This is a genomic window from Amycolatopsis sp. NPDC004772, from assembly GCF_053601215.1.
Genome location: NZ_JBSGBK010000055.1, coordinates 18,039 through 38,477, shown reverse-complemented (window position 1 = coordinate 38,477; position 20,439 = coordinate 18,039). Strand labels below are relative to the sequence as shown.

17 protein-coding genes are annotated in these 20,439 nt (G+C 73.8%); 2 read left to right on the top strand and 15 right to left on the bottom strand.

Annotated features, from left to right (window positions below):
- Nucleotides 1-6 precede the first annotated feature (6 nt).
- The 14 genes from ACWEF6_RS28175 to ACWEF6_RS28110 form a co-directional block, all read right to left on the bottom strand.
- Nucleotides 7-3,312: a serine hydrolase gene (locus ACWEF6_RS28175; protein ID WP_449685691.1), complete on the bottom strand. Its 3,306-nt coding sequence runs from the start codon at nucleotides 3,310-3,312 to the stop codon at nucleotides 7-9.
- Nucleotides 3,309-4,256: an ABC transporter ATP-binding protein gene (locus tag ACWEF6_RS28170; RefSeq protein ID WP_449685690.1), complete on the bottom strand. Its 948-nt coding sequence runs from the start codon at nucleotides 4,254-4,256 to the stop codon at nucleotides 3,309-3,311. The genes ACWEF6_RS28175 and ACWEF6_RS28170 overlap by 4 nt, the downstream gene beginning before the upstream one ends.
- Complete coding sequence (locus tag ACWEF6_RS28165) at nucleotides 4,253-6,130, bottom strand: dipeptide/oligopeptide/nickel ABC transporter permease/ATP-binding protein (RefSeq protein ID WP_449685689.1); 1,878 nt, start codon at nucleotides 6,128-6,130, stop codon at nucleotides 4,253-4,255. The genes ACWEF6_RS28170 and ACWEF6_RS28165 overlap by 4 nt, the downstream gene beginning before the upstream one ends.
- A 1-nt stretch (nucleotide 6,131) precedes the next feature.
- Nucleotides 6,132-7,112 (bottom strand): ABC transporter permease, encoded by a 981-nt coding sequence (locus ACWEF6_RS28160; protein WP_449685688.1) that lies wholly within the window; start codon nucleotides 7,110-7,112, stop codon nucleotides 6,132-6,134.
- Nucleotides 7,109-8,764 (bottom strand): ABC transporter substrate-binding protein, encoded by a 1,656-nt coding sequence (locus ACWEF6_RS28155; protein ID WP_449685687.1) that lies wholly within the window; start codon nucleotides 8,762-8,764, stop codon nucleotides 7,109-7,111. The genes ACWEF6_RS28160 and ACWEF6_RS28155 overlap by 4 nt, the downstream gene beginning before the upstream one ends.
- A complete protein-coding gene (locus ACWEF6_RS28150) occupies nucleotides 8,761-9,651 on the bottom strand; it encodes a serine hydrolase (protein WP_449685686.1) in 891 nt (296 codons plus the stop codon). The genes ACWEF6_RS28155 and ACWEF6_RS28150 overlap by 4 nt, the downstream gene beginning before the upstream one ends.
- Nucleotides 9,648-11,033, bottom strand: a complete 1,386-nt coding sequence (locus ACWEF6_RS28145) for a serine hydrolase domain-containing protein (RefSeq protein ID WP_449685685.1) — start codon at nucleotides 11,031-11,033, stop codon at nucleotides 9,648-9,650. Before ACWEF6_RS28145 ends, ACWEF6_RS28150 begins: the two co-directional genes overlap by 4 nt.
- A 17-nt stretch (nucleotides 11,034-11,050) precedes the next feature.
- Entirely contained in the window at nucleotides 11,051-12,154 is a 1,104-nt protein-coding gene (gene menC / locus ACWEF6_RS28140; protein WP_449685684.1) for an o-succinylbenzoate synthase, read from the bottom strand.
- Nucleotides 12,151-13,035 carry a GNAT family N-acetyltransferase gene (locus ACWEF6_RS28135; protein ID WP_449685683.1) on the bottom strand — a complete coding sequence of 295 codons (885 nt, stop codon included), beginning with the start codon at nucleotides 13,033-13,035 and terminating at the stop codon, nucleotides 12,151-12,153. The genes menC and ACWEF6_RS28135 overlap by 4 nt, the downstream gene beginning before the upstream one ends.
- Before the next feature lie 23 nt (nucleotides 13,036-13,058).
- Nucleotides 13,059-14,180, bottom strand: a complete 1,122-nt coding sequence (locus ACWEF6_RS28130) for a M20 family metallopeptidase (protein WP_449685682.1) — start codon at nucleotides 14,178-14,180, stop codon at nucleotides 13,059-13,061.
- Nucleotides 14,177-15,661: an amidohydrolase family protein gene (locus ACWEF6_RS28125; protein WP_449685681.1), complete on the bottom strand. Its 1,485-nt coding sequence runs from the start codon at nucleotides 15,659-15,661 to the stop codon at nucleotides 14,177-14,179. The genes ACWEF6_RS28130 and ACWEF6_RS28125 overlap by 4 nt, the downstream gene beginning before the upstream one ends.
- 140 nt (nucleotides 15,662-15,801) lie before the next feature.
- Nucleotides 15,802-16,443, bottom strand: a complete 642-nt coding sequence (locus ACWEF6_RS28120; protein ID WP_449685680.1) for a TetR/AcrR family transcriptional regulator — start codon at nucleotides 16,441-16,443, stop codon at nucleotides 15,802-15,804.
- A gap of 52 nt (nucleotides 16,444-16,495) precedes the next feature.
- Nucleotides 16,496-17,383 carry an alpha/beta hydrolase gene (locus ACWEF6_RS28115; RefSeq protein ID WP_449685679.1) on the bottom strand — a complete coding sequence of 296 codons (888 nt, stop codon included), beginning with the start codon at nucleotides 17,381-17,383 and terminating at the stop codon, nucleotides 16,496-16,498.
- Nucleotides 17,380-18,396: an SDR family NAD(P)-dependent oxidoreductase gene (locus ACWEF6_RS28110; RefSeq protein ID WP_449685678.1), complete on the bottom strand. Its 1,017-nt coding sequence runs from the start codon at nucleotides 18,394-18,396 to the stop codon at nucleotides 17,380-17,382. The genes ACWEF6_RS28115 and ACWEF6_RS28110 overlap by 4 nt, the downstream gene beginning before the upstream one ends.
- Before the next feature lie 121 nt (nucleotides 18,397-18,517).
- Between ACWEF6_RS28110 and ACWEF6_RS28105 the strand changes: the two genes are divergently transcribed.
- Nucleotides 18,518-18,919: a DUF6010 family protein gene (locus ACWEF6_RS28105; RefSeq protein ID WP_449685677.1), complete on the top strand. Its 402-nt coding sequence runs from the start codon at nucleotides 18,518-18,520 to the stop codon at nucleotides 18,917-18,919.
- Complete coding sequence (locus tag ACWEF6_RS28100) at nucleotides 18,916-19,116, top strand: hypothetical protein (RefSeq protein WP_449685676.1); 201 nt, start codon at nucleotides 18,916-18,918, stop codon at nucleotides 19,114-19,116. The genes ACWEF6_RS28105 and ACWEF6_RS28100 overlap by 4 nt, the downstream gene beginning before the upstream one ends.
- Before the next feature lie 49 nt (nucleotides 19,117-19,165).
- On the opposite strand, the gene ACWEF6_RS28095 is transcribed toward ACWEF6_RS28100, so the two are convergent.
- The gene (locus ACWEF6_RS28095; protein WP_449685675.1) at nucleotides 19,166-20,428 is read right to left on the bottom strand and encodes a hypothetical protein; all 1,263 of its coding nucleotides are present in this window, start codon (nucleotides 20,426-20,428) and stop codon (nucleotides 19,166-19,168) included.
- Nucleotides 20,429-20,439: the final 11 nt, after the last annotated feature.

Below are 20,439 nucleotides of genomic sequence, written 5' to 3'. Positions count from 1 at the left end.
ACGCCGCTACCCGACCTTCGGCGTCGCGCGGACGCCGCTGTGCAGGTAACGCTCCCCCGTCGGCAAGGTGTAGAACGTCGCCGAGATCCACGACCGGGTGCCCGGCTCGCGGAACGCGAACTGCGGGCCGCCCAACGGGATCAGGTCGTGTTCCGTCGTCGGTTCCGGCACCAGCTCGGCGATCGGGCCGGTGATCGACTGCCGCATCCGCAGGCCCGTCTCCCCTTCGAAGACCTCGATGCGCATCGACGCCCGCTCGTACACTCCGACGAACTCGGCCACCTCCACCGACGGCGGCTCGGCGGCCGGCGCAACCGGACGCGGCAGCGCCACTCCCGCCAGCGCAGCGAAGATCTCGCGGTAGAGCTCCTCGTACAGGTCGCGCGTGTTGCCGCCGTTGGTGAGCAGCGTGACCGCCAGGCCGTGCGAGGGCAGCAACCGCAGGAACGCCGACTGCCCGATCGTGTTGCCGTCGTGACCGATCACGCGGTGGCCGTCCCACTCGAAGCGGATCCAGCCGAGGCCCCACGAATCACCCAGCGTGTGTTTGTCCGGCATGTCCGCCTGCCACTCGGTCATCGCCGCCGACGACGCCTCCGACAGCACCTCGCCACCGCCCGCCAGGTGCAGGCCGGCGAACTCCAGGACGTCCGCCGCCGTCGCCGTGATCAGGCCGGCCGGGCCCGCCGAACGCGGGAGGATCCAGGCCGGCGCCGGTGCCGGCGCGCCGTCACCCGCCGCGACGTGGCCCATCGCCGCTCGGTGCAGCAACGCCTCCTCCGGCAGTGTCCCCGTGTGGGTGAGACCCAGTGGGGTGAACAGCCGCTCGCGCAGGGCCGCGTCCCACGTCTGCCCGGTCAGCTTCTCGATCACCCGGCCCACCAGCACGAACCCCGAGTTGCAGTAGGACAGCGTCGCCCCGAGCGGGTGGTTCTGCGCGACCTCGTCGAGGAGGCCGACGAACTTCTCGAGGCAGTCGTCGCCGCGGCCGGTGTCGGTGAAGACGTCGCCGTCGATGCCACTCGTGTGGGTGAGCAGGTGCCGCAGGGTCACCTGCTTGGTGACGTCGGGGTCGGCCAGCCGCAGCTCGGGCAGCACGTCGGCGATCGGCGCGTCCAGCTTCAGCAGGCCCTCGTCGACCAGCTGCATCGCCACCGTGGCCGTCCAGACCTTGGTGATCGAGCCGATCTGGAACACCGAGTCGTCGGTGACCTCGACCCCGGTCGCCGTGTTCAGCACGCCGTGGCTCGCGAGTACCCGCTCGCCGCCGCGCAGGATGCCCAGGGACGCGCCCGGGACGCGGTGCTTGCGCGCGAGCGCGGCCAGGCGCCGCTGCCAGTGCGCGGCGTCCAGCGGCACCTGCGCCGGCCGGCCCGGCTCGCCCGCGTACTGCGAAACCCAGTCGACGATGCGGCGGTTGAAGTCGCGCCGGTGCGACGGCTTCCCGTCGAGGATGAACAGGTGGGACGCACCCGGGTAGAGCACCAGGCGGGTCGGCACGCCCTGCTCGCGCAGCGCGGTGAACCACTGCTCGGCCTGCCCGGCCGGGCACCGGTCGTCGGCGGCACCCTGGACCACCAGGGTCGGCGTCCGCACCTTCTCCACCTGGGCCAGCGGGGAAAGCGCCGCGTAGTGGGCCCGGTTCTCCCACGGGATCGCGCCGAGTTCGGCCACGCCGAGGTAGTGCCCGCTGTCGGACGTGCCGGCCATGCTGACGACGTCGCTGACCACCCCGCCCGCGATCGCCGCGGCGAAGCGGTCGTCCCTGCTGGTGAGGTAGCAGGTCATGAAGCCGCCGTAGCTGTAGCCGGACACGGCGAGCCGCCGCGCGTCGGCCACGCCCTCGGCGACCAGGGTGTCCACGGGCTCGAGGAAGTCCCGGGCGTCGGCGACGCCCCAGGCACCGACCGCGGCGGTGTAGAACGCTTCGCCGTAGCCGTCGCTGCCGCGCGGGTTGAGCAGCAGCACCGCCCAGCCGCGCGCGACGAGTTCCTGGTGGTAGAGGTGCACGGCGTCGGCGGTGCCGTTCCACGCGTTGTGCGGGCCGCCGTGGATGTCCAGCAGCAGCGGCCGCGGGCCGGTGCGGGCCTGGTCGCGCAGCAGCCAGCCGGCCACGACCGTGCCGTCGGAGATGGTGAACTCCCGTTCCTCGCCCGCGAAGGGCTCGAAGCCGGGCCCGTGCGCGGTGCGCAGCTCGATCTCGCCGCCGGGCAGGTCGACCGTCGCGATCTCGCCGTAGGACGTCGGCGTGCCCAGCACGATCGCCGCCGTGTTCCCGGCGACCGACATCGCCGCCACGGCGTTCCCGGTGCCGCCGAGCACGAGCCGCGGCTCGCCCCCGTCGGGGTCGACGGCGTAGAGGTGGGTGTAGCCGCGGTCGCGCGCGCAGAACAGCACGGTGTCGCCCGCGAGCTGCGGCAGCGCGCCGGGATAACCGGGCGCCCCCGGCATGACGTTCCGGTCCAGCGGCGCGGCCAGGTCGGTGGTTTCCCCGCCGTCCAAGGGGATCCGCAGCAGCCCGAGGTGCCCGGGTGCGGTGTCGCGGCGGCCGACGACCAGCAGCGCGCGGCCGTCGGCGGTCCAGGTGACCGTGCCGCACATCCCCTCGCCCGAACCGACCAGGCGCGGCTCGCCGCCCGGCTCGACGACGTACGCGCCGGAGCGGAACGTCAGATCGGCGTCGGCGTCCTGGCCCGCGGGGAAGGCCAGCAGCGCGCCGTCCGGCGACCACGCGGGGTCGCCCGCGTGCCAGTCCCCCGACGTCACCTGCCGGACCTCGCCGGTGGCGACGTCGAGGACGTGGACGTGCTTGCGCAGCGTCCGGAGCAGCCCGGCGCCGTCGGCCTTGAAGTCGAGCCGGTCGGCGACCACGGGAGCGCCCGCACGACGGGCCCGGGCGGCGGCGTCTTCACCCTCGTCCGCGGCGAGGTCGACCGGGGCGGCGAAGGCGATCTCGGCGCCGTCCGGGCGCCAGACCGGGGTGCCCGCGCCGAGCGGCAGCGTGGTGACCCGTTCGGGCTCACCGCCGTCCGCCGGGAGCAGCCAGAGCTGGGCCGGGCCGTCCTGGGCGCGCAGGAACGCCAGGCGCGTGCCGTCCGGCGACCACGCCGGCGCCAGGTCGGCCGGGCCGCGGGTGAGCCGGCGCGGCTCGCCGCCCTCGGTTCCGACGAGCCAGAGCGAGCGGGTGTCCTCGTCCTCGTCGCGGTCGGCGGTGCGCAGGACGTACGCGATCCGGCGGCCGTCCGGCGCCATCGCCGGCTGCTCGGGGGAGACGAAGGCGTCGAGGTCGTCGATGCCGGGACGTCGGGTCATGCGGATCTCCTCGTGGGATGACCGGCGGCGAAGTGGCACGCCGCGGAGTGGGACCGGCCCGCGGCCTCGCCGGCCGGGTCGGTGGTGATGCAGACCGTGCGGTCCGGGTGCGCGAGCGGCCCGATCGGGCAGCGCGGGTGGTAGCGGCAGCCGGACGGCGGGTGGTGCGGATCGGCGGGTTCGGTGTCGGCGAGCGGGTCGTCGCCGGTGTCGTCGAGCAGGCTCCGGTGGGCCGAGGGCGCGGCGGCCAGCAGGTCCCGCGTGTACGGGTGCTGGGGATCGGTGAGGACCTGCGCGGCGGGCCCGGCCTCGACGATCCGGCCGAGGTACATCACCGCGACGACGTCGCTGACGTACCGCACCACGGCGAGGTTGTGCGAGATGAACAGCATCGACAGCGCGAGCCGCCGCTGCACGTCCCGGACCAGGTTGAGCACGGCCCCCTGCACCGAGACGTCGAGCGCCGAGGTGATCTCGTCGGCGATCAGCACCTTCGGCCGTCCCGCCAACGCCCGGGCGAGCGCGACGCGCTGCCGTTGGCCGCCCGAAAGCCGGCCGGGCAGCAGGTCCGCCCGCTCGGGGTCGAGGTTCACCAGTTCGAGCAGCCGGGCCACCTCGGCCCGGCGTCCGGCGCCGCGCGGCATCGCCTCGGCGATCGACTCCCCGATCGCCATCCGCGGGTCCAGCGACGAATACGGGTCCTGGAACACCATCTGCAACGGCCGCCGCCGCGGCAGCCGGCGCACGTCGACGCCGCCGAGCCGGACCCGGCCCGCGCTGACCGGCGCGAGCCCGGCGGCCGCCCGGGCGAGCGTCGACTTGCCGGAGCCGGACTCGCCGACCAGGCCGACGACCTGTCCGGACGGGACGGTCAGGCTGACGCCGTCGACCGCGGTCAGCCGGCCGTAGCGGACGCTCACCGCGTCGAACTCCAGAGCGCTCACGCGGCTCCCTCCTCGTGCGACTGTCCGGAAAGGACGGTGACCTGCGGGTGCCAGCAGGCGACCCGGTGGCCGTCCCCGGCCGGTTCGAGCACCGGGTCTTCGGTGCGGCAGCGGTCCGAGGCCACCGGGCACCGGGCGGCGAACGCGCAGCCTTCCGGCACCTGGCCGGGCTCCGGCGGGCGGCCGGGGATGACCTCGAGGGGCCGGTCGCGGTCGGTGTCGAGGTCGACCGTGGTGGCCAGCAGCGCCCGCGTGTACGGGTGCCGGGCCGCGGCACCGCTCGGGAGGTCCTCGACGATCCGGCCGGCGTACATCACCAGCATCCGTTCGCAGGTCTGGGCCACGACGGCGATGTCGTGGCTGATCAGCAGGATCGCCGCGCCCTCGGCCTCGCGCGTGCGGGCCAGCAGCCGCAGCACCTGCCGCTGCACGGTGACGTCGAGCGCGGTCGTCGGCTCGTCGGCCACGATCAGCTTCGGCCGGCCCATCAGGCCCATGCCGATCATCGCCCGCTGCCGCATGCCGCCGGAGAACTCGTGCGGGTACTGCCGCGCCCGCCGCTCGGGGGCCGGGACGCGCACGGCGGCCAGCCGGTCCACCGCGCGGGCGAACGCCTGGCGCCGCGACAGGCCGTGGTGCTGCTCGGACACTTCGGCGAGCTGGCCGCCGACGCGGCGGGCGGGGTTGAACGACGTCATCGGGTCCTGGAACACCATGGCGAGCGCGGTGCCGAGCTCCCGGTCGGACGCCTCGGCCAAGGCCTTCCCGGCGAATTCGAGCCGGTCGGCGGTGACCAGGCCGGGCGCTTCGACCAGCCGGGACACGGCCAGCGCGGTCAGGCTCTTGCCGGAGCCGGACTCGCCGACCACGCCGATCGCCTCGCCCGCGCGGACGCTGAAGCTGACTCCGCGCACCGGGACCGTCCAGCCGGACGGCCCAGGGAAGGCGACCCGGAGGTTCTCGACCACGAGCACGGCGTCCGCGGGCGGCTCGCCCGGCGCGGGCCGGGCCGCCGGCAGCGGCGGCGCCCCACGCCGGGTCGCCCGGGTCCGGACGCCGACCACCGCGGCGACCGTCTCCCCGACCAGGTTGAACGCCAGCCCGGCGAGCACCACCGCCGCGGCCGGGGCGAGCGCGGCCACCGGGGTGACGTAGATGCCGTCCAGGCCCTCGCGCAGCAGCCGTCCCCAGTCGTAGTCCGGTGCCTGCACGCCGATGCCGAGGAACGACAGCCCGGCGAAGGCCAGCAGCGCCGAGCCCGCCCCGATGGTCGCGTTGACCACCAGGGGTTCGCCGATGTTCGGCAGCACGTGCCGGGCCAGCAGCCGGATCCGGCCGACGCCGGCGATCCGGGCCGCGGCGACGAAATCGCGGCCGCTGACCGACGCCGAGAGCGTCTGCACGAGCCGCGCGAACGCCGGCGCCGTCGCGAACCCGATCGCCAGCACCGCGCCCTGCGTGCCGACGCCGAAGATCACCGCGAGGAACAGGGCCAGCAGCAGGCCGGGGAACGCGACGGCGATGTCGACGACCGCCGTCAGCAACCGGCCCACGCGCCGGGGCAGCACCGACGGCAGCGTCCCGAGGACGACGCCGGTGCCGGCGCCGATCGCGGTGGCGAGCACGGCCAGGCCGACCGAGAGCCGGGTCGCGACCAGGGTGCGCAGCAGCAGGTCGCGGCCGAGGGAGTCGGTGCCGAACGGGTGCGCCCCGGACGGGCCCTGGCCGATCGCGTCGGTGTCGATCGCCGCCGCGCCCTCGCCCCACAGCAGCGGGCCCAGCGCGGCCAGGACGACGACCAGGGCCAGCAGCACCGCCGAGCACGCGCCCACCGGGGTGCGCAGGGCCGCCGCCCAGGTACCGCGTCGCGCCATGTCACGCCTCCCGAATGGCCGAGCGCGGGTCGAGCAGCCCGAGCACGACGTCGACCAGCAGGTTCACCAGCAGCACGCCGACGCCGTAGACGAGCACGATCCCCTGCACCAGCGGGTAGTCCTTCTGGAGGATCGACTGCACGATCGTCGAGCCGAGACCGGGCCAGGCGAAGACGTTCTCGACCAGCACCGTGCCCGCGACCATCCCGGTCAGCATCAGCCCGCCCAGGGTCAGGGTCGCGGTCAGCGCGTTCGGCAGGGCGTGCCGGACGTAGACCAGCCGCGCGGGCAGCCGTTTCGCCCGCGCAGTGCGGACGAAGTCGGCGCCCAGCACCGAAAGCAGTTCCACCCGGACGATCCGGGCGAGCACCGCCGACGGCCCGGTGGCCAGGGCCGCGACCGGCAGCACGTACGCGCTCGCGCCGTCGCCTCCGGCCACCGGGAACCAGCCGAGGCCGACCGCGAGCAGCGCCACCAGCGCGACCGCCACCAGGAATTCCGGGACGGCGGCGAGGAAGGCGCTCACCGAGGTGAACACCAATTCGCTGCCGCGGCGGCGGCCACCGCGGGTCAGCACCGCGAAGACCACGCCGACCGGGATCGCGACGGCGACGACGACCGCGAAGGCCGGCACCGCCAGCTGCAGGGTCGCCGGCAGCCGGTCGCCGATCACCTGCGTGACCGGCTGGCCGCTCGCCATCGACGTCCCGAAGTCGCCGGTGACCAGGCCGCGCAGGTAGTGCCCGTACTGCACCCACAGCGGGTCGTCGAGGCCGAGTTCCAGCCGCTTCGCCCGCACCAGGTCGGCCGGGGCGGTCATCCCGAGCGCGGCCCGCACGGGGTCGCCGGGGACCAGGTGGATCATCAGGAAGGCCGCGGTGACCAGCGCCCACAGCGAGACGGCGAACCGGGTCAGCCGCCGGGCGGCGAACGCCGGCCACGGTCCGCCGCGCAGCCGCGCGGGCGCCGCCGCCGTGGTCATCGCGCGTACATCCGGATCGTCGACGGCGTGATGGCGCCCTGGCTGACCTCGAACCGCGACGCGCTCGCGTAGTACGGCACGACGGAGTCGATGTACGGCACGACGTCGACGCGCTTGATCAACGCGGTCTCGGCGGCCTGCCAGGCCGGGCAGCTGGCCTCGCCGCTCATCGCGGCCGCCTGCTTCACGCCCTGGTCGTAGCCGGGGTTGGCGATGTGGCCGAAGTTGGTCCCGTCCGGCGCGGCCGGGCCGGACACGAACGGCACCAGCTGGCTGGGCAGGGTGAGCCCGAGCGGCCCGAGGGACACCTCCCACTCGCCGGTGCCGAACAGCACCTGCGACAGGCCGGGACTGTCGACGGCCTTGAGCGTGACCTCGGCGCCGAGGGACTTCCACGTCTGCTGGGCCAGTTCGGCGGTGGGCGCCATGGTCGGGCCGAGCTGGGTGCCGTACAGGACGGTGAGGGTCAGCCGCTTGCCGCCCTTGACGCGCACGCCGTCCGGGCCGGCCTTCCAGCCCGCGGCGTCCAAAGCGGACGCGGCGGCGGCCGGGTCGTGGTTGGGCAGGTGGCCGGTGACGGTGTCGCCCGAGCACGCCTTCGGCTCGGCGGTGACCAGGCCCTGCGACGGTTTGCCGGTGCCGTTGGTGAGCACCTTGCCGAGCTGGGCGAGGTCGAGCGCCTGGGTGAGCGCGCGCCGCACGGCCTCGTCCTGGCCGGGGCGGCCGGGGGCCTGGTTGTAGAAGATCTCCCCGAGCGGGGCGAGGTAGTCCGCGTGGAAGAGTTTGCGCGCTTCCAGCCGCTGACGGTCCGGCCCGTTGATCTGACCGGCGTTCACCTCACCGGACAGCAGCAGGTTCGCCGCCGTCGCGGTGTTCGGGACGACCCGGGCGACGACCTTGTCCGGCAGGCCCGGCTGCTGCGCTTTCCAGTCCCCCGGCCCCCACGCGTAGTCCTTGCGGCGGGTGAACGTGTAGTGGTCGTTCGGCACGATCTCGGAAACGGCGAACATGCCGGTGCCGCTGCCGCCCGTGGCCAGGAGTTTCCGGTCGGCCAGCCCCTTGCCGCAGACGATCGGCAGTTCGCCGACGTTGCGGAGCAGGAACGCGTCCGGTCCGCCGCTGGTGACGGTGATCGTCCGGGTGGCTTCGTCGGCGCTGGCCTTGGTGCCGGGCGCGATCGTCAGGCCCGCGAACGGCGACTTGTTGGCCGGGTCGCCGACGAAGACGATGTTCGCGGCGACGTCGGCGGCGGTCAGCGGGGCCCCGTCCGCGCAGGTGATGCCGGGCCGCAGGGTGAACTTCGCCGTGGTGTTCGTGGCGTCCCACTTTTCGGCGAGGTTCGGGAGCGGCTTGCCGTCGGGGGTGAGGTCGAGCAGGGAGTCGTAGAGGAACCGGTCGACCTGCGCGGTCACCGCCAGCACCGACATGTGCGGGTCGAGGTTGCCCGGGTCGGAGGGCAGCCCGAGGGTGAAGGTCTTGCCGTCGGCGAGGGTGCCGCCGGCCGCGCTGCCGCCGCCCGGTCCCGCGCAGGCGGTGGCCGCGAGGGCAAGCGCGCCGAACAGGACCACCACCGTTCCGGTGTCGAACCGGGGCTTCGCCCCGGGCCGGGGGCTCCGCCACCCGGACCCCCGCAGGAAATGGTGGTGCGTCATCGCTTCTCCTTCCGCAGGTGGTCCACGGCGAGCCGGCCGGCCCGGCCGATCGCCGCGTCGATGGCGGGTTGGCGCTCGGCCAGGGAGTTCGCGCGGGTGAACACCGCGACGGCAAACCGGCGACCGTCCGGATAGGACACGACACCCGCTTCGTTGCGCACCGCGGGCAACGTGCCGGTCTTGGCCGCGACCCCGACGTCCGAGGGGAATCCGGACGACAGGCGGTGCGGCCAGATCTGCCGCGCCAGCATCGAGCGCACCCGCTCACAGGCCGCCGGGTCGCCCGCCCGGTCGGTCCACACCGCGTCCAGCAGCTCGGTGATCTCCCTCGGCGTCGACGACGTCGTGCGCTCGGGGTCCAGCACCGCGAGCTTCCAGGTCTGCTCGGGCGTCGCCTCCGCGAAGACGGCGTCGATGTCGGCGTCTTCGGGCGCCCCGACGTCGGCGAGCGCGGAGGCGAACAGGTCCTCGCAGCAGCCGATCAGCCGGGTGCGGTGCAGGCCGAGGTCGGTCAGCACGCGGTCGACGGCCTGCTGCCCGATCCGGTGGTAGACGACGTCGGTGGCGGCGTTGTCGCTCATGGTCAGCATGAACAGCGCGAGGTCGCGCCAGCTCATCTCGACGTCGTCCGCACAGCCCGCGGTGCCGATGCCGCCGATGCGGTAGCGGCGGCCGACGCGGGTCCGGGCCGTCTCGTCCAGCCGTCCCGCCGCGGCTTCCCGCGCGTAGGCGACGGCGACCGGGATCTTGAACACCGACGCCAGCACCACCGGATCGTCGGCGCCGACGGCCACCGACGGGCCGCCGCCGATCTCCCGCGCGTGCAGGAACCCGCGCGCGTCCGCCCGGGCGAAGACCTCGGCGATCTCCGCCTCCACCGCGCTCACGCGTCGACCCGCCGATCGGCGCGGCCGGTGTGCAGGTACAGCGCCCGGCCGGTGCCGTCGTCGCCGACGAAGGCGTGCGGCACGTACATGCCCTGCATCGGCTCGGCCAGGATCAGCGTGTCACCGTTCAGCGCGACCAGCTCGGTCTTCTCCGGCTTGGCCAGCTCCGCGAGGATCCCCTTCGGGATGCGCTCGACCCAGACCCGGCCGTCGTCGTCCTGGCTGACCACGATGTCCGCCACCGACGACGAGTACTCGCCGACGTACCGCGAGGCGTCGAACCGCGGCGCGGCCGGGTCGGGCACCGGCGGCACCCGCAGGGCGATGCCGGTCAGCTCGCGCAGGACGTGCCCGACGACCTCGGTGTAGACGGCGATCGGGTCGCCGCCGTTGGTCAGCAGGGCCACCGCGACGTCGTGCTCCGGGGCCACGCGCAGGAACGCGGACTGGCCGATCGTGCCGCCGTCGTGGCCGACGACCTCTCCGCCGGGTGCGTCGAACAGCGACCAGCCGAGGCCCCACGCGTCGCCGAAGAGACCGAGATCGGGCAGCTCGACCAGGCGCTCCCGCATCGCGCGGGCGCTCTCCGCGCCGAGCACGCGGGTGCCGTCGGCGCCTTCGCCGTCCCGCAGATGCATGGCGGCGAACGTGACGAGGTCCCGCGGGCGCATCGCGAGCATCGAGCCCGCCGGGGCGTTCGACGGCGCCAGCGCCCAGGTGCTCGCGGGTTCCGGCGCCGCGCCGGGCGAGGGCGTCAGGTGTCCCAGTGCGGCGCGGAAGCGGATCGCCTCGTACGGGCTCGGCGCCGCGTGCGTCAGGCCGAGCGGCGAGAACAGGTGGTCCTGCAGGCAGGCGTCGTAGGTCTTGCCGCGCAATACTTCCACGAGCCGGCCGAGCACGCAGAACCCGGCGTTGTTGTAGGAGAACATCTCGCCGGGGGCGAACAGCTGCGGGACGTCGCCGAGGGTGGCGACGTACTTCTCGACGCAGTCGGCGCCGCGGCCGGTGTCGGTGAAGATGTCGCCTTCGAAGCCGGCGGTGTGGCACAGCAGCTGCCGGACGGTGATCCGCGCGGCCGCCGCCTCGTCGCCGAGCACGAACTCCGGCAGGTACTCCCGGACCGGCCGGTCGAGGTCGAGGACGCCGTCGTCGACGAGCTGCAGCACCAGGGTGGCCGTCCAGACCTTGGTGATCGAGCCGATCTGGAACAGCGAGTCGACGTCCGCTTCGACCCCGGTGGCCTTGTTGAGCACGCCGGCGGCGTGGTCGACGATCTCGCCGCCGGCGTACACGGCGACGGCCGCACCGGGGACGTGGTGCTCGGCCAGCAGGGCGGGTAGCCGGGTCTGCAGCCAGGCGGAGAGTTCGGGGAGCTTCGACATGGGGACCTCTCGTTTCGCTAGGCGAGCCAGGACTTCGCGGTGGTCACCTCGGCCAGCCGCCCGGGGACCGGGGTGACGCCGAGGCCGGGCCCGGACGGCACCGGCAGCCGTCCGGCTTCGAGCACGAACGGCTCGGTGATGTCGGTGCGGTAGAACCGGTCCGACGCCGAGGTGTCGCCGGGCAGGGTGAACCCGGGCAGCGCCGCCAGCGCGACGTTGGCGGCCCGGCCCAGCCCGGTTTCGAGCATCCCGCCGCACCAGACGGGAATGCCGTGCGCGGCGCAGACGTCGTGCACCCGCCGCGCCTCCAGGTAGCCGCCGACCCGGCTGGGCTTGATGTTGACGATCCGGCAGGCGCCGAGCCGGATCGCGTCGGCGGCCGACCGCGCCGACACGACGGTTTCGTCCAGGCAGATCGGCGTCCGGAGGTGCTTGGCCAGTTCGGCGTGGCCGAGCACGTCCTCCTCTTCCAGGGGCTGCTCGATCAGCAGCAGCCCGAACGGGTCCAGCCGCTGCAGCTGCGGCACGTCCGAGAGCGTGTACGCCGTGTTCGCGTCGACCTGCAGCAGGACGTCGTCGCCGAAGCGCTCGCGGACCGCGCGCACCGGCTCGACGTCCCAGCCGGGTTCGATCTTCAGCTTGATGCGCAGGTAGCCCGCGTCGAGGTAGCCGCCGACGACGTCCAGCAGCTGCGGGATCGAGTCCATGATCCCGACCGACACCCCGCACGGCACGGAGTCCTTTGTGGACCCCAAAGCGGTGCCGAAGGACATGCCGTGCGCGCGCAGCTCGGCGTCGAGCACGGCCATTTCCAGCGCGGCCTTGGCCATCCGGTGGCCCTTGAACTTCGCCAGCAGCGGCGCGACCTTGTTCGCCGTCAGGTCGCCGGCGGCGAGGAGCGCGGGCACGAGGAAGGCCTGCAGCACGTGCTCGACGCCGTCGATGTACTCCGAGGAGTAGAGCGGACCGGCCATCGCCCCGCACTCGCCCCAGCCTTCGCCTTCGGACGTCACCGCGCGCAGGAGCAGCAGTTCGCGGTCGGCCTGCGTCCCGAACGACGTCCGGAACGGGGCGACCAGGGGCATCCGCACGCGCAGCAGTTCCACACCGGTGAGCTTCATCGGGACTCCTTGGTGAGCACGTACCAGCCGGCACGATCGAATCCGGTGACCGAAGCGCCCTGCGCGAGCAGGCCGCCGAGCACCTCGCGCAGCGCGACCCGCCAGGCCCGGCCCTGGTCCGGGTCGGTGCGCCGGAGCGCCTCGATGTCCGGCGGGACGGCGACCCGCACCACCGGCGTGTCCGCGGCCCCGATGACCGGGCCTCCGTCCGGACCGGCCGCCAGGGCGACCGCGGCGCCCCTCAATGTCGCCGCGTCCACCCGGTCCGGCCGGCCGGCGGCGGCCGTCCGCACGGACGGGCTCGCCAGGTCCCAGGTGACCATGAGGCGGTCGGTGTCGCCGGTGCCGTTGATGCCGTCCTGCATCGGGCCGTAGAAGTCCGGAAGGTAGTGCGCCGGGCGGGCGGCGAGCTTGGTCAGGTTGAAGTGGGCGTTGCGGCGCACCAGCGGGTCGAAGGTCCAGGAGATCTCCGCGACGCCCTGGCGCAGGGCCCACGCGCGCTGGTGCAGCTTCAGCGCGAAGCCGATGCCGCGGCCGTGCCCGGCCGTCGCGACGCCGGCGATGTGGCTGTGCAGTCCTCCCTTCGCGGGTTCGCCGAAGAACCCGAAGCAGGCACCGAGCAGCTCAGGCCCGTCGAACGCGCCGGCCACGTAGTTGCCCGCCGACACCATGGCCCGCAGCAGCTCGGCCGTCACCAGGGGGTTTCCCGGGGCGGGCCGCCAGATCGATTCGAAGAGCCGGGACACCGCGGCCAGGTCGGCGACCTCGGCCAGGGTGCGGATCCGGACGCCCGAGGCGAGCGCGGCGCCGGCCGCCGCGGCGGTGGCCTCGTCCCGCAGCGGCGGGGCTGTGTTCGTCACGACTTCTGTCACGCCCACCATCCTTTCCGGACGTTCGCCGCCGGTCACCGTTGTCCCGCACGGGATTCGTCGCCGGTGTTCGTCGGCGCGGACGAACTCCGCCGGGTCAGGACGGCTTCGGTGAGCGCGGTGAGCAGCGCGGTTCGCCGGGGCAGTTCGGCGACGACGACGTGTTCGTCGTCGGCGTGCGCTCCCCCGCCGACCGCGCCGAGGCCGTCGAGCGTCGGAATGCCCAGCCCGGCGGTGAAATTGCCGTCCGAGGCGCCGCCGACCGCGGCCTCGGTGAGCGTCCCGCCCGCGAGTTCGTTCGCGAGCACGAACAGCTCCGCGGACGCTCCCGCGTCCAGAGGCGGGCGGTTGATGCCGCCGGAGATGTGGATCCGGGCCTCTTCGTGCACCGGGGCGAGGCTTCTGATGGCGCGGTCGACGCGCTCCTGTTCGGCGGCGTCCCACACCCGCACGTCGACGGCGACGCTCGCCTGGGCGGGCACGGTGTTCGTCGTGGTCCCGGCCGTCAGCGCGGTCGGCACGACGGTGGTGCCGCGGTCGGCGTCGGCAAGCGCGGCGATCGCGAGGATCTGGTGGGCGATCTCGATCCCCGCGTTGACGCCCTTTTCCGGTTCGAGCCCGGCGTGCGCGGCCCGGCCGTCGACCTCGACGCGGTAGAGGGAAACGCCTTTGCGGCGTGTCTTCAGCGCGCCGCCGTCGGCTGAGGCTTCGAGCACGAAGACCGCGTCGCAGCTCTTGGCTTCCTCTTCGATCAAGGTGCGCGACAGCGGCGAGCCGATTTCTTCGTCGCCGGTGACGAGGATCGAGAGGCCGTCGCGGTCGGGCAGCGCGGCAGCGGCGTGCAGGGCCATCACGACCCCGGCCTTCATGTCGAAGCAGCCGGGTCCGCGCAGGATCCCGTCGCGGACCTCGAAGGGGTGCGTGCGCAGGGATCCCAGTGGCCACACGGTGTCGTGGTGGCCGAGCAGCAGGACCCGCGGCTCGCCGTCGCCGAACCGCCAGCGCAGGTGCGTGCAGCCGCCGATGACGATCCGTTCGGGTTCGACGCCGAGCACGCGGCCGCCGATCCCGGCGACCACCTCGGCGCTGCGCGCGACGGCTTCGTGGTCGGCCGACGGTGACTCGCACCGGACGAGTGTCTCGATGTCGTCGATCACCGCGGCTCACCCCGCAACGGCCGGCCGGGCAGTGCGCCGGTGTCCAGGGTCCCGTCGCGGACCACCGGAACTCCGGCGACGTACAGGTGCCGGACGCCGTGGGAGGGCCGGGTGGGGTCGGCGTAGGTGGCGGCATCGGTGATCCGGTCCGGGTCCAGGACGACGACGTCGGCGTCGGCTCCGGCGCCCAGGTGGCCCTTGCGGCGGGCGTCGGGCGCGACGTCGTCGAGGAGCCGTGACGGCAGGTAGGAGCAGCGCCGGAACGCCTCGAGCCAGCTCCAGGCGCCGGTCTCGCGGACCATCAGGCGCAGGGTCTTGGCGAAGGTGCCCGCGGTGCGCGGGTGCGTCCGGCCGCCGGGCGGCAGCGGCCACTCGGTGCTCTCGCTGCGGCCGTCCGGCCAGGACACGGGCATCGCGTCGCTGGCGACGACGGCGTCGGGGAAGGCCAGGGCCCGGTGCAGCAGCGCGCGTTCGCGGGGGTTGTCCTCGTCGAGGAACTCCAGGAGGCACGGCGCACCCGGGTCGTCCCGGCGCAGCTGACGCAGGCGGGCTTCGTCGCGCACGCGTTCGCCGGTTTCGAGGATGACCACACTGGACGGCCGGAGTCCCTTGAGCCGCAGGCGGTCCGGCTCGATGAAGGCGGCACCGACCGCGGTGCTGCCGGCGCCGTAGGGGTAGGCCTCGACGGTGACGCGGGAACCGGCGCGCCGGGCGTCGTCGAGCGTGGCGAGGACGCGGTCGACGTGGTGGCCGGAGGTGCTGTTGACGTGGCAGTGGTGCATCGCGGCACCGGTCTCCCCCGCGGCGGCGGCGATCTCGGCCGAGCCGTCGACCGGGATCGCGGGATCGACCTCGACGAGTTCGCGCACGTGGGTGTAGGTGGGCACGCCGGCCCGCGCGGCGAGGTGGGCGACGGCGAGGAACTCCGCGGGCGCGGACTGCGGCGCGTACCCCATGAGGACGCCGATGCCCAGGGCGCCCGCGGCCAGCTCGGTGTCCAAAAGGGACAGCCAGGCGGTCAGCTCGGTGGGGGTGGAGGACCGCTGCCAGGCGGGGTTGCCGAGGACGGCCAGGCCGCTGTCGATGTTCGCATCGGGCTCGATCCCGGCCAGGACCTGCGCCCGGGCAGCACCCCAGGAGGCGGAGAAGCCGTAGTGCAGCGGCCGCCCGGCCGCGGCGGCCTCGGCGTAGGCGCGCTCGACGGGCATCAGGCCGGCTTCGAGGTCGAGGGCGGTGGTGACGCCGTCCATCGCCTGCAGCCGCTGCCCGGCGACGGAGTGCACGTGACTGTGCAGGTCGACGAACCCGGGCCCGACGACGAGCCCGGTGACGTCGACCTCGGTGTCCGCTTCCAGCCCGGCCCCGACGGCCTCGATCCCGTTCTCGGACAGGACCACGTCGGCGACGCCGTCGAACCCGGTCCCCGGATCGACGACCCGGCCGCCCCGCAAGAGTGTCCGCACCCGCCGCCTCCTCGTCACCGCCCGATCGAGGTGACGTTAGGAGGATTTCCGCACTCGCCGTTCGTCCCCGGCCACGAACTCCGGCCGCCCGAATTATCCGCGCGGACGAACCGCACCGGACGGCACGTGTGATCGAACGGACGACACGGCCGGCTGGGTCAAGAGGCGGGGGTCACCGGGGCGAGGAGGAGGCCGGTGATCGCGTCGATCAGACCCGTGCCCGCGTCGTTCCAGCTCGCCCTCGGGGTCGGCGTTCCCTCGGCCAGGGCTCGCTCGCGCTCGGCCGTCATGTGGATCATCAGCTGGCGGGCCATGTCGCCGCGCTCGGCGCGGACTTCCGGGGGGAGGCCGTCCAGGCAGCGGTCGAGGCCCTCGACCGCGCGGGCCAGCGCCGGGGAGGACAGGGACTCCTCCACGACGATCACGCGCAACGCCGGGTCGGTCATCACCTGGGCGCTGAACCGCGCGAACCACGTCGGCGCGCCCAGCTCGTGCAGGTAGCTCGTCGACGGGCGGACCAGGCACGCCACCCAGTCGCGCAGCTCGCCGTCGCCCTCGATGGCGTCGACCAGCTCCTCGCGCAGCCGCTCGATCCGGCCGAAGTGCTTGCGGGCGATCGCGCGGACCAGGTCCACTTTGGTGCCGAAGTGGTAGTTGACCGCGGCGTTGTTGCCCTGCCCGGCCGCCTCGCTGATGTGCCGGTTGGACACCGCGTGCACGCCGTTCTCGGCGAACAACCGCTCCGCCGTCACGAGGATGCTCTCCCGCGTGGCACTCGCGCGATCCGCCTTGACGTTCATCCACCCACCCGGTCACCCCGACGTTCTGCCGGCCCCCACCTTACGGACGCCGTCACCGGAACCGGCCCAGCCACGCCCGCGCGGTGGCCAGGTAGCCGCGGCTGAACCCGGTCGACGGCGCCCAGGCCTCGAACCCGTGCGGGCCGCCGGGCACGACGTGGAACGTCGTCGCCACGCCGGCCGACCGCAGGCGCCGGGCGTACTCGGCGGCCTCGTCGTGGAACAGGTCGATGTCGCCGACGCCGATCCAGGTGTCCGGCAGCCCGGTGACGTCGTCGCGGCGCGCGGGCACGGCGTAGAGCGGCACCACCGCCGCGCCGGGCTCGGTCCCGAGGTAGGAGCGCCAGCCGAAGCGGTTGAGGCGGTTGTCCCAGACCCGGTGCCCGGCGCCGTCGAGGTCGCGCCGGGCGGCGGTGCGGTCGTCGAGCATCGGGCAGAACAGCCACTGCGCCCGCGGCCGCTCGCCCTCGTCGCGCAGGCGCTGCACGAGGGCCGCGGCGAGCCCGCCGCCGGCGCTCTGGCCGCCGACGACCACCCGGTCCGCGGCGACGTCGCCCCGCAGCCACGTCCAGGCGGCGTGGCAGTCGTCGAGCGCCGCCGGGTACGGGTTTTCCGGGGCGAGCCGGTATTCGGCCGAGACGACGGTGATGCCGAGCTCGGCCGCCGTCGCGGCGCAGAACCGGTCGTCCTGGGCCGCGCCGCCGATGACCAGGCCGCCGCCGTGGATCCACAGCAGCGTGAGGTCCGACCGCGGGGTCCGCGGCCGGTACACGCGCAGGCCGGGGCGCAGTTCGACGGCGACGTCCGGCCGCGACGGCGGCCGCATCCGCGCGGTCCCCGCCCGCACCAGGCGCCGCACCCAGGCCCGGTGCAGCGGCAGGCGCGGCACCCGCCGGACCCGGCCGCGCAGTTCGGGCGCCACCGCGGACAGCGCGGTCACTGCACCGACCAGCCGCCGTCGGACGGCAGCAGGGCACCGTTGACGTTCACGCCGTCGTCGGCGAGCAGGAAGGTGATCGACGCCGCGAGCTGCTCGGCCGTGGCGATCGGCGGGACGAGACCCAGGAACTGCCCGACCCGGCCCTGCCCGAACTCCGACGGCTCCGCGTGCATCCCCATCCCGGTCGCGACCCCGCCCGGCGCGACGGCGTTGACGCGGATGCCGTGCGGCCCGTACATGAACGCGCAGCTGCGGGTGATGCCGACGACGGCGTGTTTCGAGGCGGTGTAGGCGATCCCGGCGGCCGAACCGCGCAGCGCGGCTTCCGAAGCGACGTTCACGATGGCGCCCGAACCCGCTTCCAGCATCGCCGGGACGACCGCGCGGATCAGCCGGAACGTCCCGTCGACGTTCACGGCGAAGACGCGCCGCCACAGCTCGTCGCGCACCTCGTGGGCCGGGGAGAAGTCGTCGACGACGCCGGCGACGTTGGCCAGCCCGTCGATGCGCGGCCCGGCGGCGGCGAGGATCCGCGCGACGCCGTCCTCGTCGGTGATGTCGGCCGCCACGGCGACCAGCTCCGGCGAGCCGATCTCCGCGGCGAACTCGTCCAGCCGGCCGGCCGAGACGTCGACCGCGACGACCCGGCCGCCTTCGCGGGCGATGCGCGAGGCGGTGGCCCGGCCGATGCCGGAGGCGGCGCCGGTCACCACGACCGTCCGGCCCTCGAACCGGCCGGGCACGATCCGCTCGCGCCAGCCCGTCCGGCCGGCCCCGGGCGCCGGGGTCACCCCGTGGTTGGCCCGGGTCACCAGGTCGTCGACGACGTCCTGGGCGAGCCGTCCCCGGCTCAGGGCGACCAGCTGCCGCAACGGCAGCAGCCGGACCGGCGCGAGGACGGTTTCGTCCACGCCCGCCTCCGCGAGCAGGGCGCGGACGAGCGGGCCGCCGTCGGGGTGGGCGACCCAGTCGCCGATCGGGCTGTCCGCGGTGAGCGGTTCGGTCGTGGTCATGGCCGCAGCGTACCCCAATTTAAGTCAAGCGCTTGAGTTAATTGCTCGTGGCGAGATCCCGGCAGCCCTTGGCCATCGAGCCACTGGCCGCCCGGGCGGCCGGTTCCTAACGTCGGGTTCCGTGCTCGAGATCCTGGCGCCGATCCTCATCGGCCTCGTCTACGTCCTGCTCAACTCGCTCATCCCGGACCGGCACCGGCAGCGGTTCAACGCCGTGGTGGTGGGCGGCGCCGGCGCGGCCTACCTCTCCGGCGGCGCGCTCGGGCCGTGGGAGCTGGTGTTCTGCGCGATGCTGACCTACGTCGCCTTCCGCGGGCTGGACTCGTGGACGTTCATCGGCATCGGCTGGCTGCTGCACACCGGCTGGGACGTCGTCCACCACCTCAAGGGCCAGCCGATCCTGCCGTTCGCCCACGATTCGTCGTTCGGCTGCGCGATCTGCGACCCGGTCATCGCGATCTGGTGCTTCACCGGCGGCCGGACGGTGTGGACGTGGCGGCGGGTGGGTAACCGGGTGGCATGAGCGCCGACGTCGAACGCGCCGCCCACGCCTACTGCCCCCGGTGCCACCCGGACCCGCGCCCGGGGGACGTGATCAAGGCACTGTGCGGCGCCACCCACCCGTACTACGGCCGCCGCGACCGGCCGGTCAACACCTGCCCCGCCTGCGTGCAGCTGGCCTCGGCGAACATCTACGCCTGCGGTCACCCCGGCGTGTGAAGGCCGCCCCGGGGTGATTCCCCCGGGGCGGCGGCATTTCAGGGCCGGATCACGCGGGCAGCGAGGACAGTGGCACCGCGAACACCGAACGGCCGCAGGTCTGGCTCTTCGCCGCGCACTCGGCCGTGGACCACTCCGCCATGGACCACACCAGGCCCGTCGACGAGTCGTACGTCAGCGCCTCCGGGTGCATGGCCCAGCAGGCCGTCGTGCCGGTGCCGCACGTCGCCGAGGTGCTCTTCGCCGTCGTCTGGGCCCAGAGCTGGCCGTTGATCGTCGCCGAGCTGTGGGCCACGTACCACTTGCCGGCGTTGGACAGGACGCCCTGGACGTTGCCCACGTTGCTGCGGAACGCCTCGGTCGCGGGGACCGTGCCGGACGAGGCCGCCAGCAGGAAGTCCTCGCCCATCGGGTAGCGGTAGAGGCGGCCGTGGAGGTTCGTCTCCTTGAAGTACTCCGACGTCACGATGCTCGCCGGGCTGGTGCTGCGGTCCAGCGACATCGACGAGAAGCACGGCACCGCGGTGTCCGAAGCCATGGTGCAGGTGCCGCCGGTGTAGCTGTAGTAGCCGATCTGCATCATCGCGTACTTGTACGTCCAGGCCGCGTAACCGGACGACGTCTTGCCGATCGCGTTCGACGTCGTGTCGGTCATCTGCAGGATGTGCTTGGTGCTGAAGACCCGGATCGCGGTCGAGGTGCTGCCCACGGCGGTCACGTAGATCTTGTCGCCGTACCAGGCCATCCCGCCCATGTGCGCCTCGGCGGCGGCGAAGGTGCTGCCGGTGCTGTTGGGCACGGCCAGGTACAGCATCCGGTACGACGGCTTGGCGGGATCGTTGTAGTTGATCGCCTGGATCCGCGCGTCGTTGTACCGGTTCTCGTTGGCGGTGCTGAGTGCGTCGGTGCCGTGCCAGCCGGACAGGATGACCTTGTCGTCGCCCCACTTCCCGTCGTCGTCGGCGTCGCCGGAGGTCGTGATGGACTGGGGGACCCACGTCGTCGTCCCGGCGCGGTCGGCGTCCCAGCACATCGCCTTGGTGGCCACCGGCGCCTTCGGCAGCGACGCCTTCTCCGCCGTGGTGCAGCCGGTCATGCTGTAGCTGGGGTCGTTGACCACGGTGTTGAGGCTGACGTTCGGCAGCGCGTTGTCCAACGCGGTGAGCGCCGCGGCCGGCGTGGCGTGCCACACCAGGTTCTGCTTGGTGGTCGTCGTCAACGGGTCGCTGTAGGCGGCGCTCGCCGTCCCGGGCAACGCCACCACACCGGCCGCCACGGCCAGCGCGAGGAGGATCGCTTTCGGAGTTCGCATGGGAGCAGTAC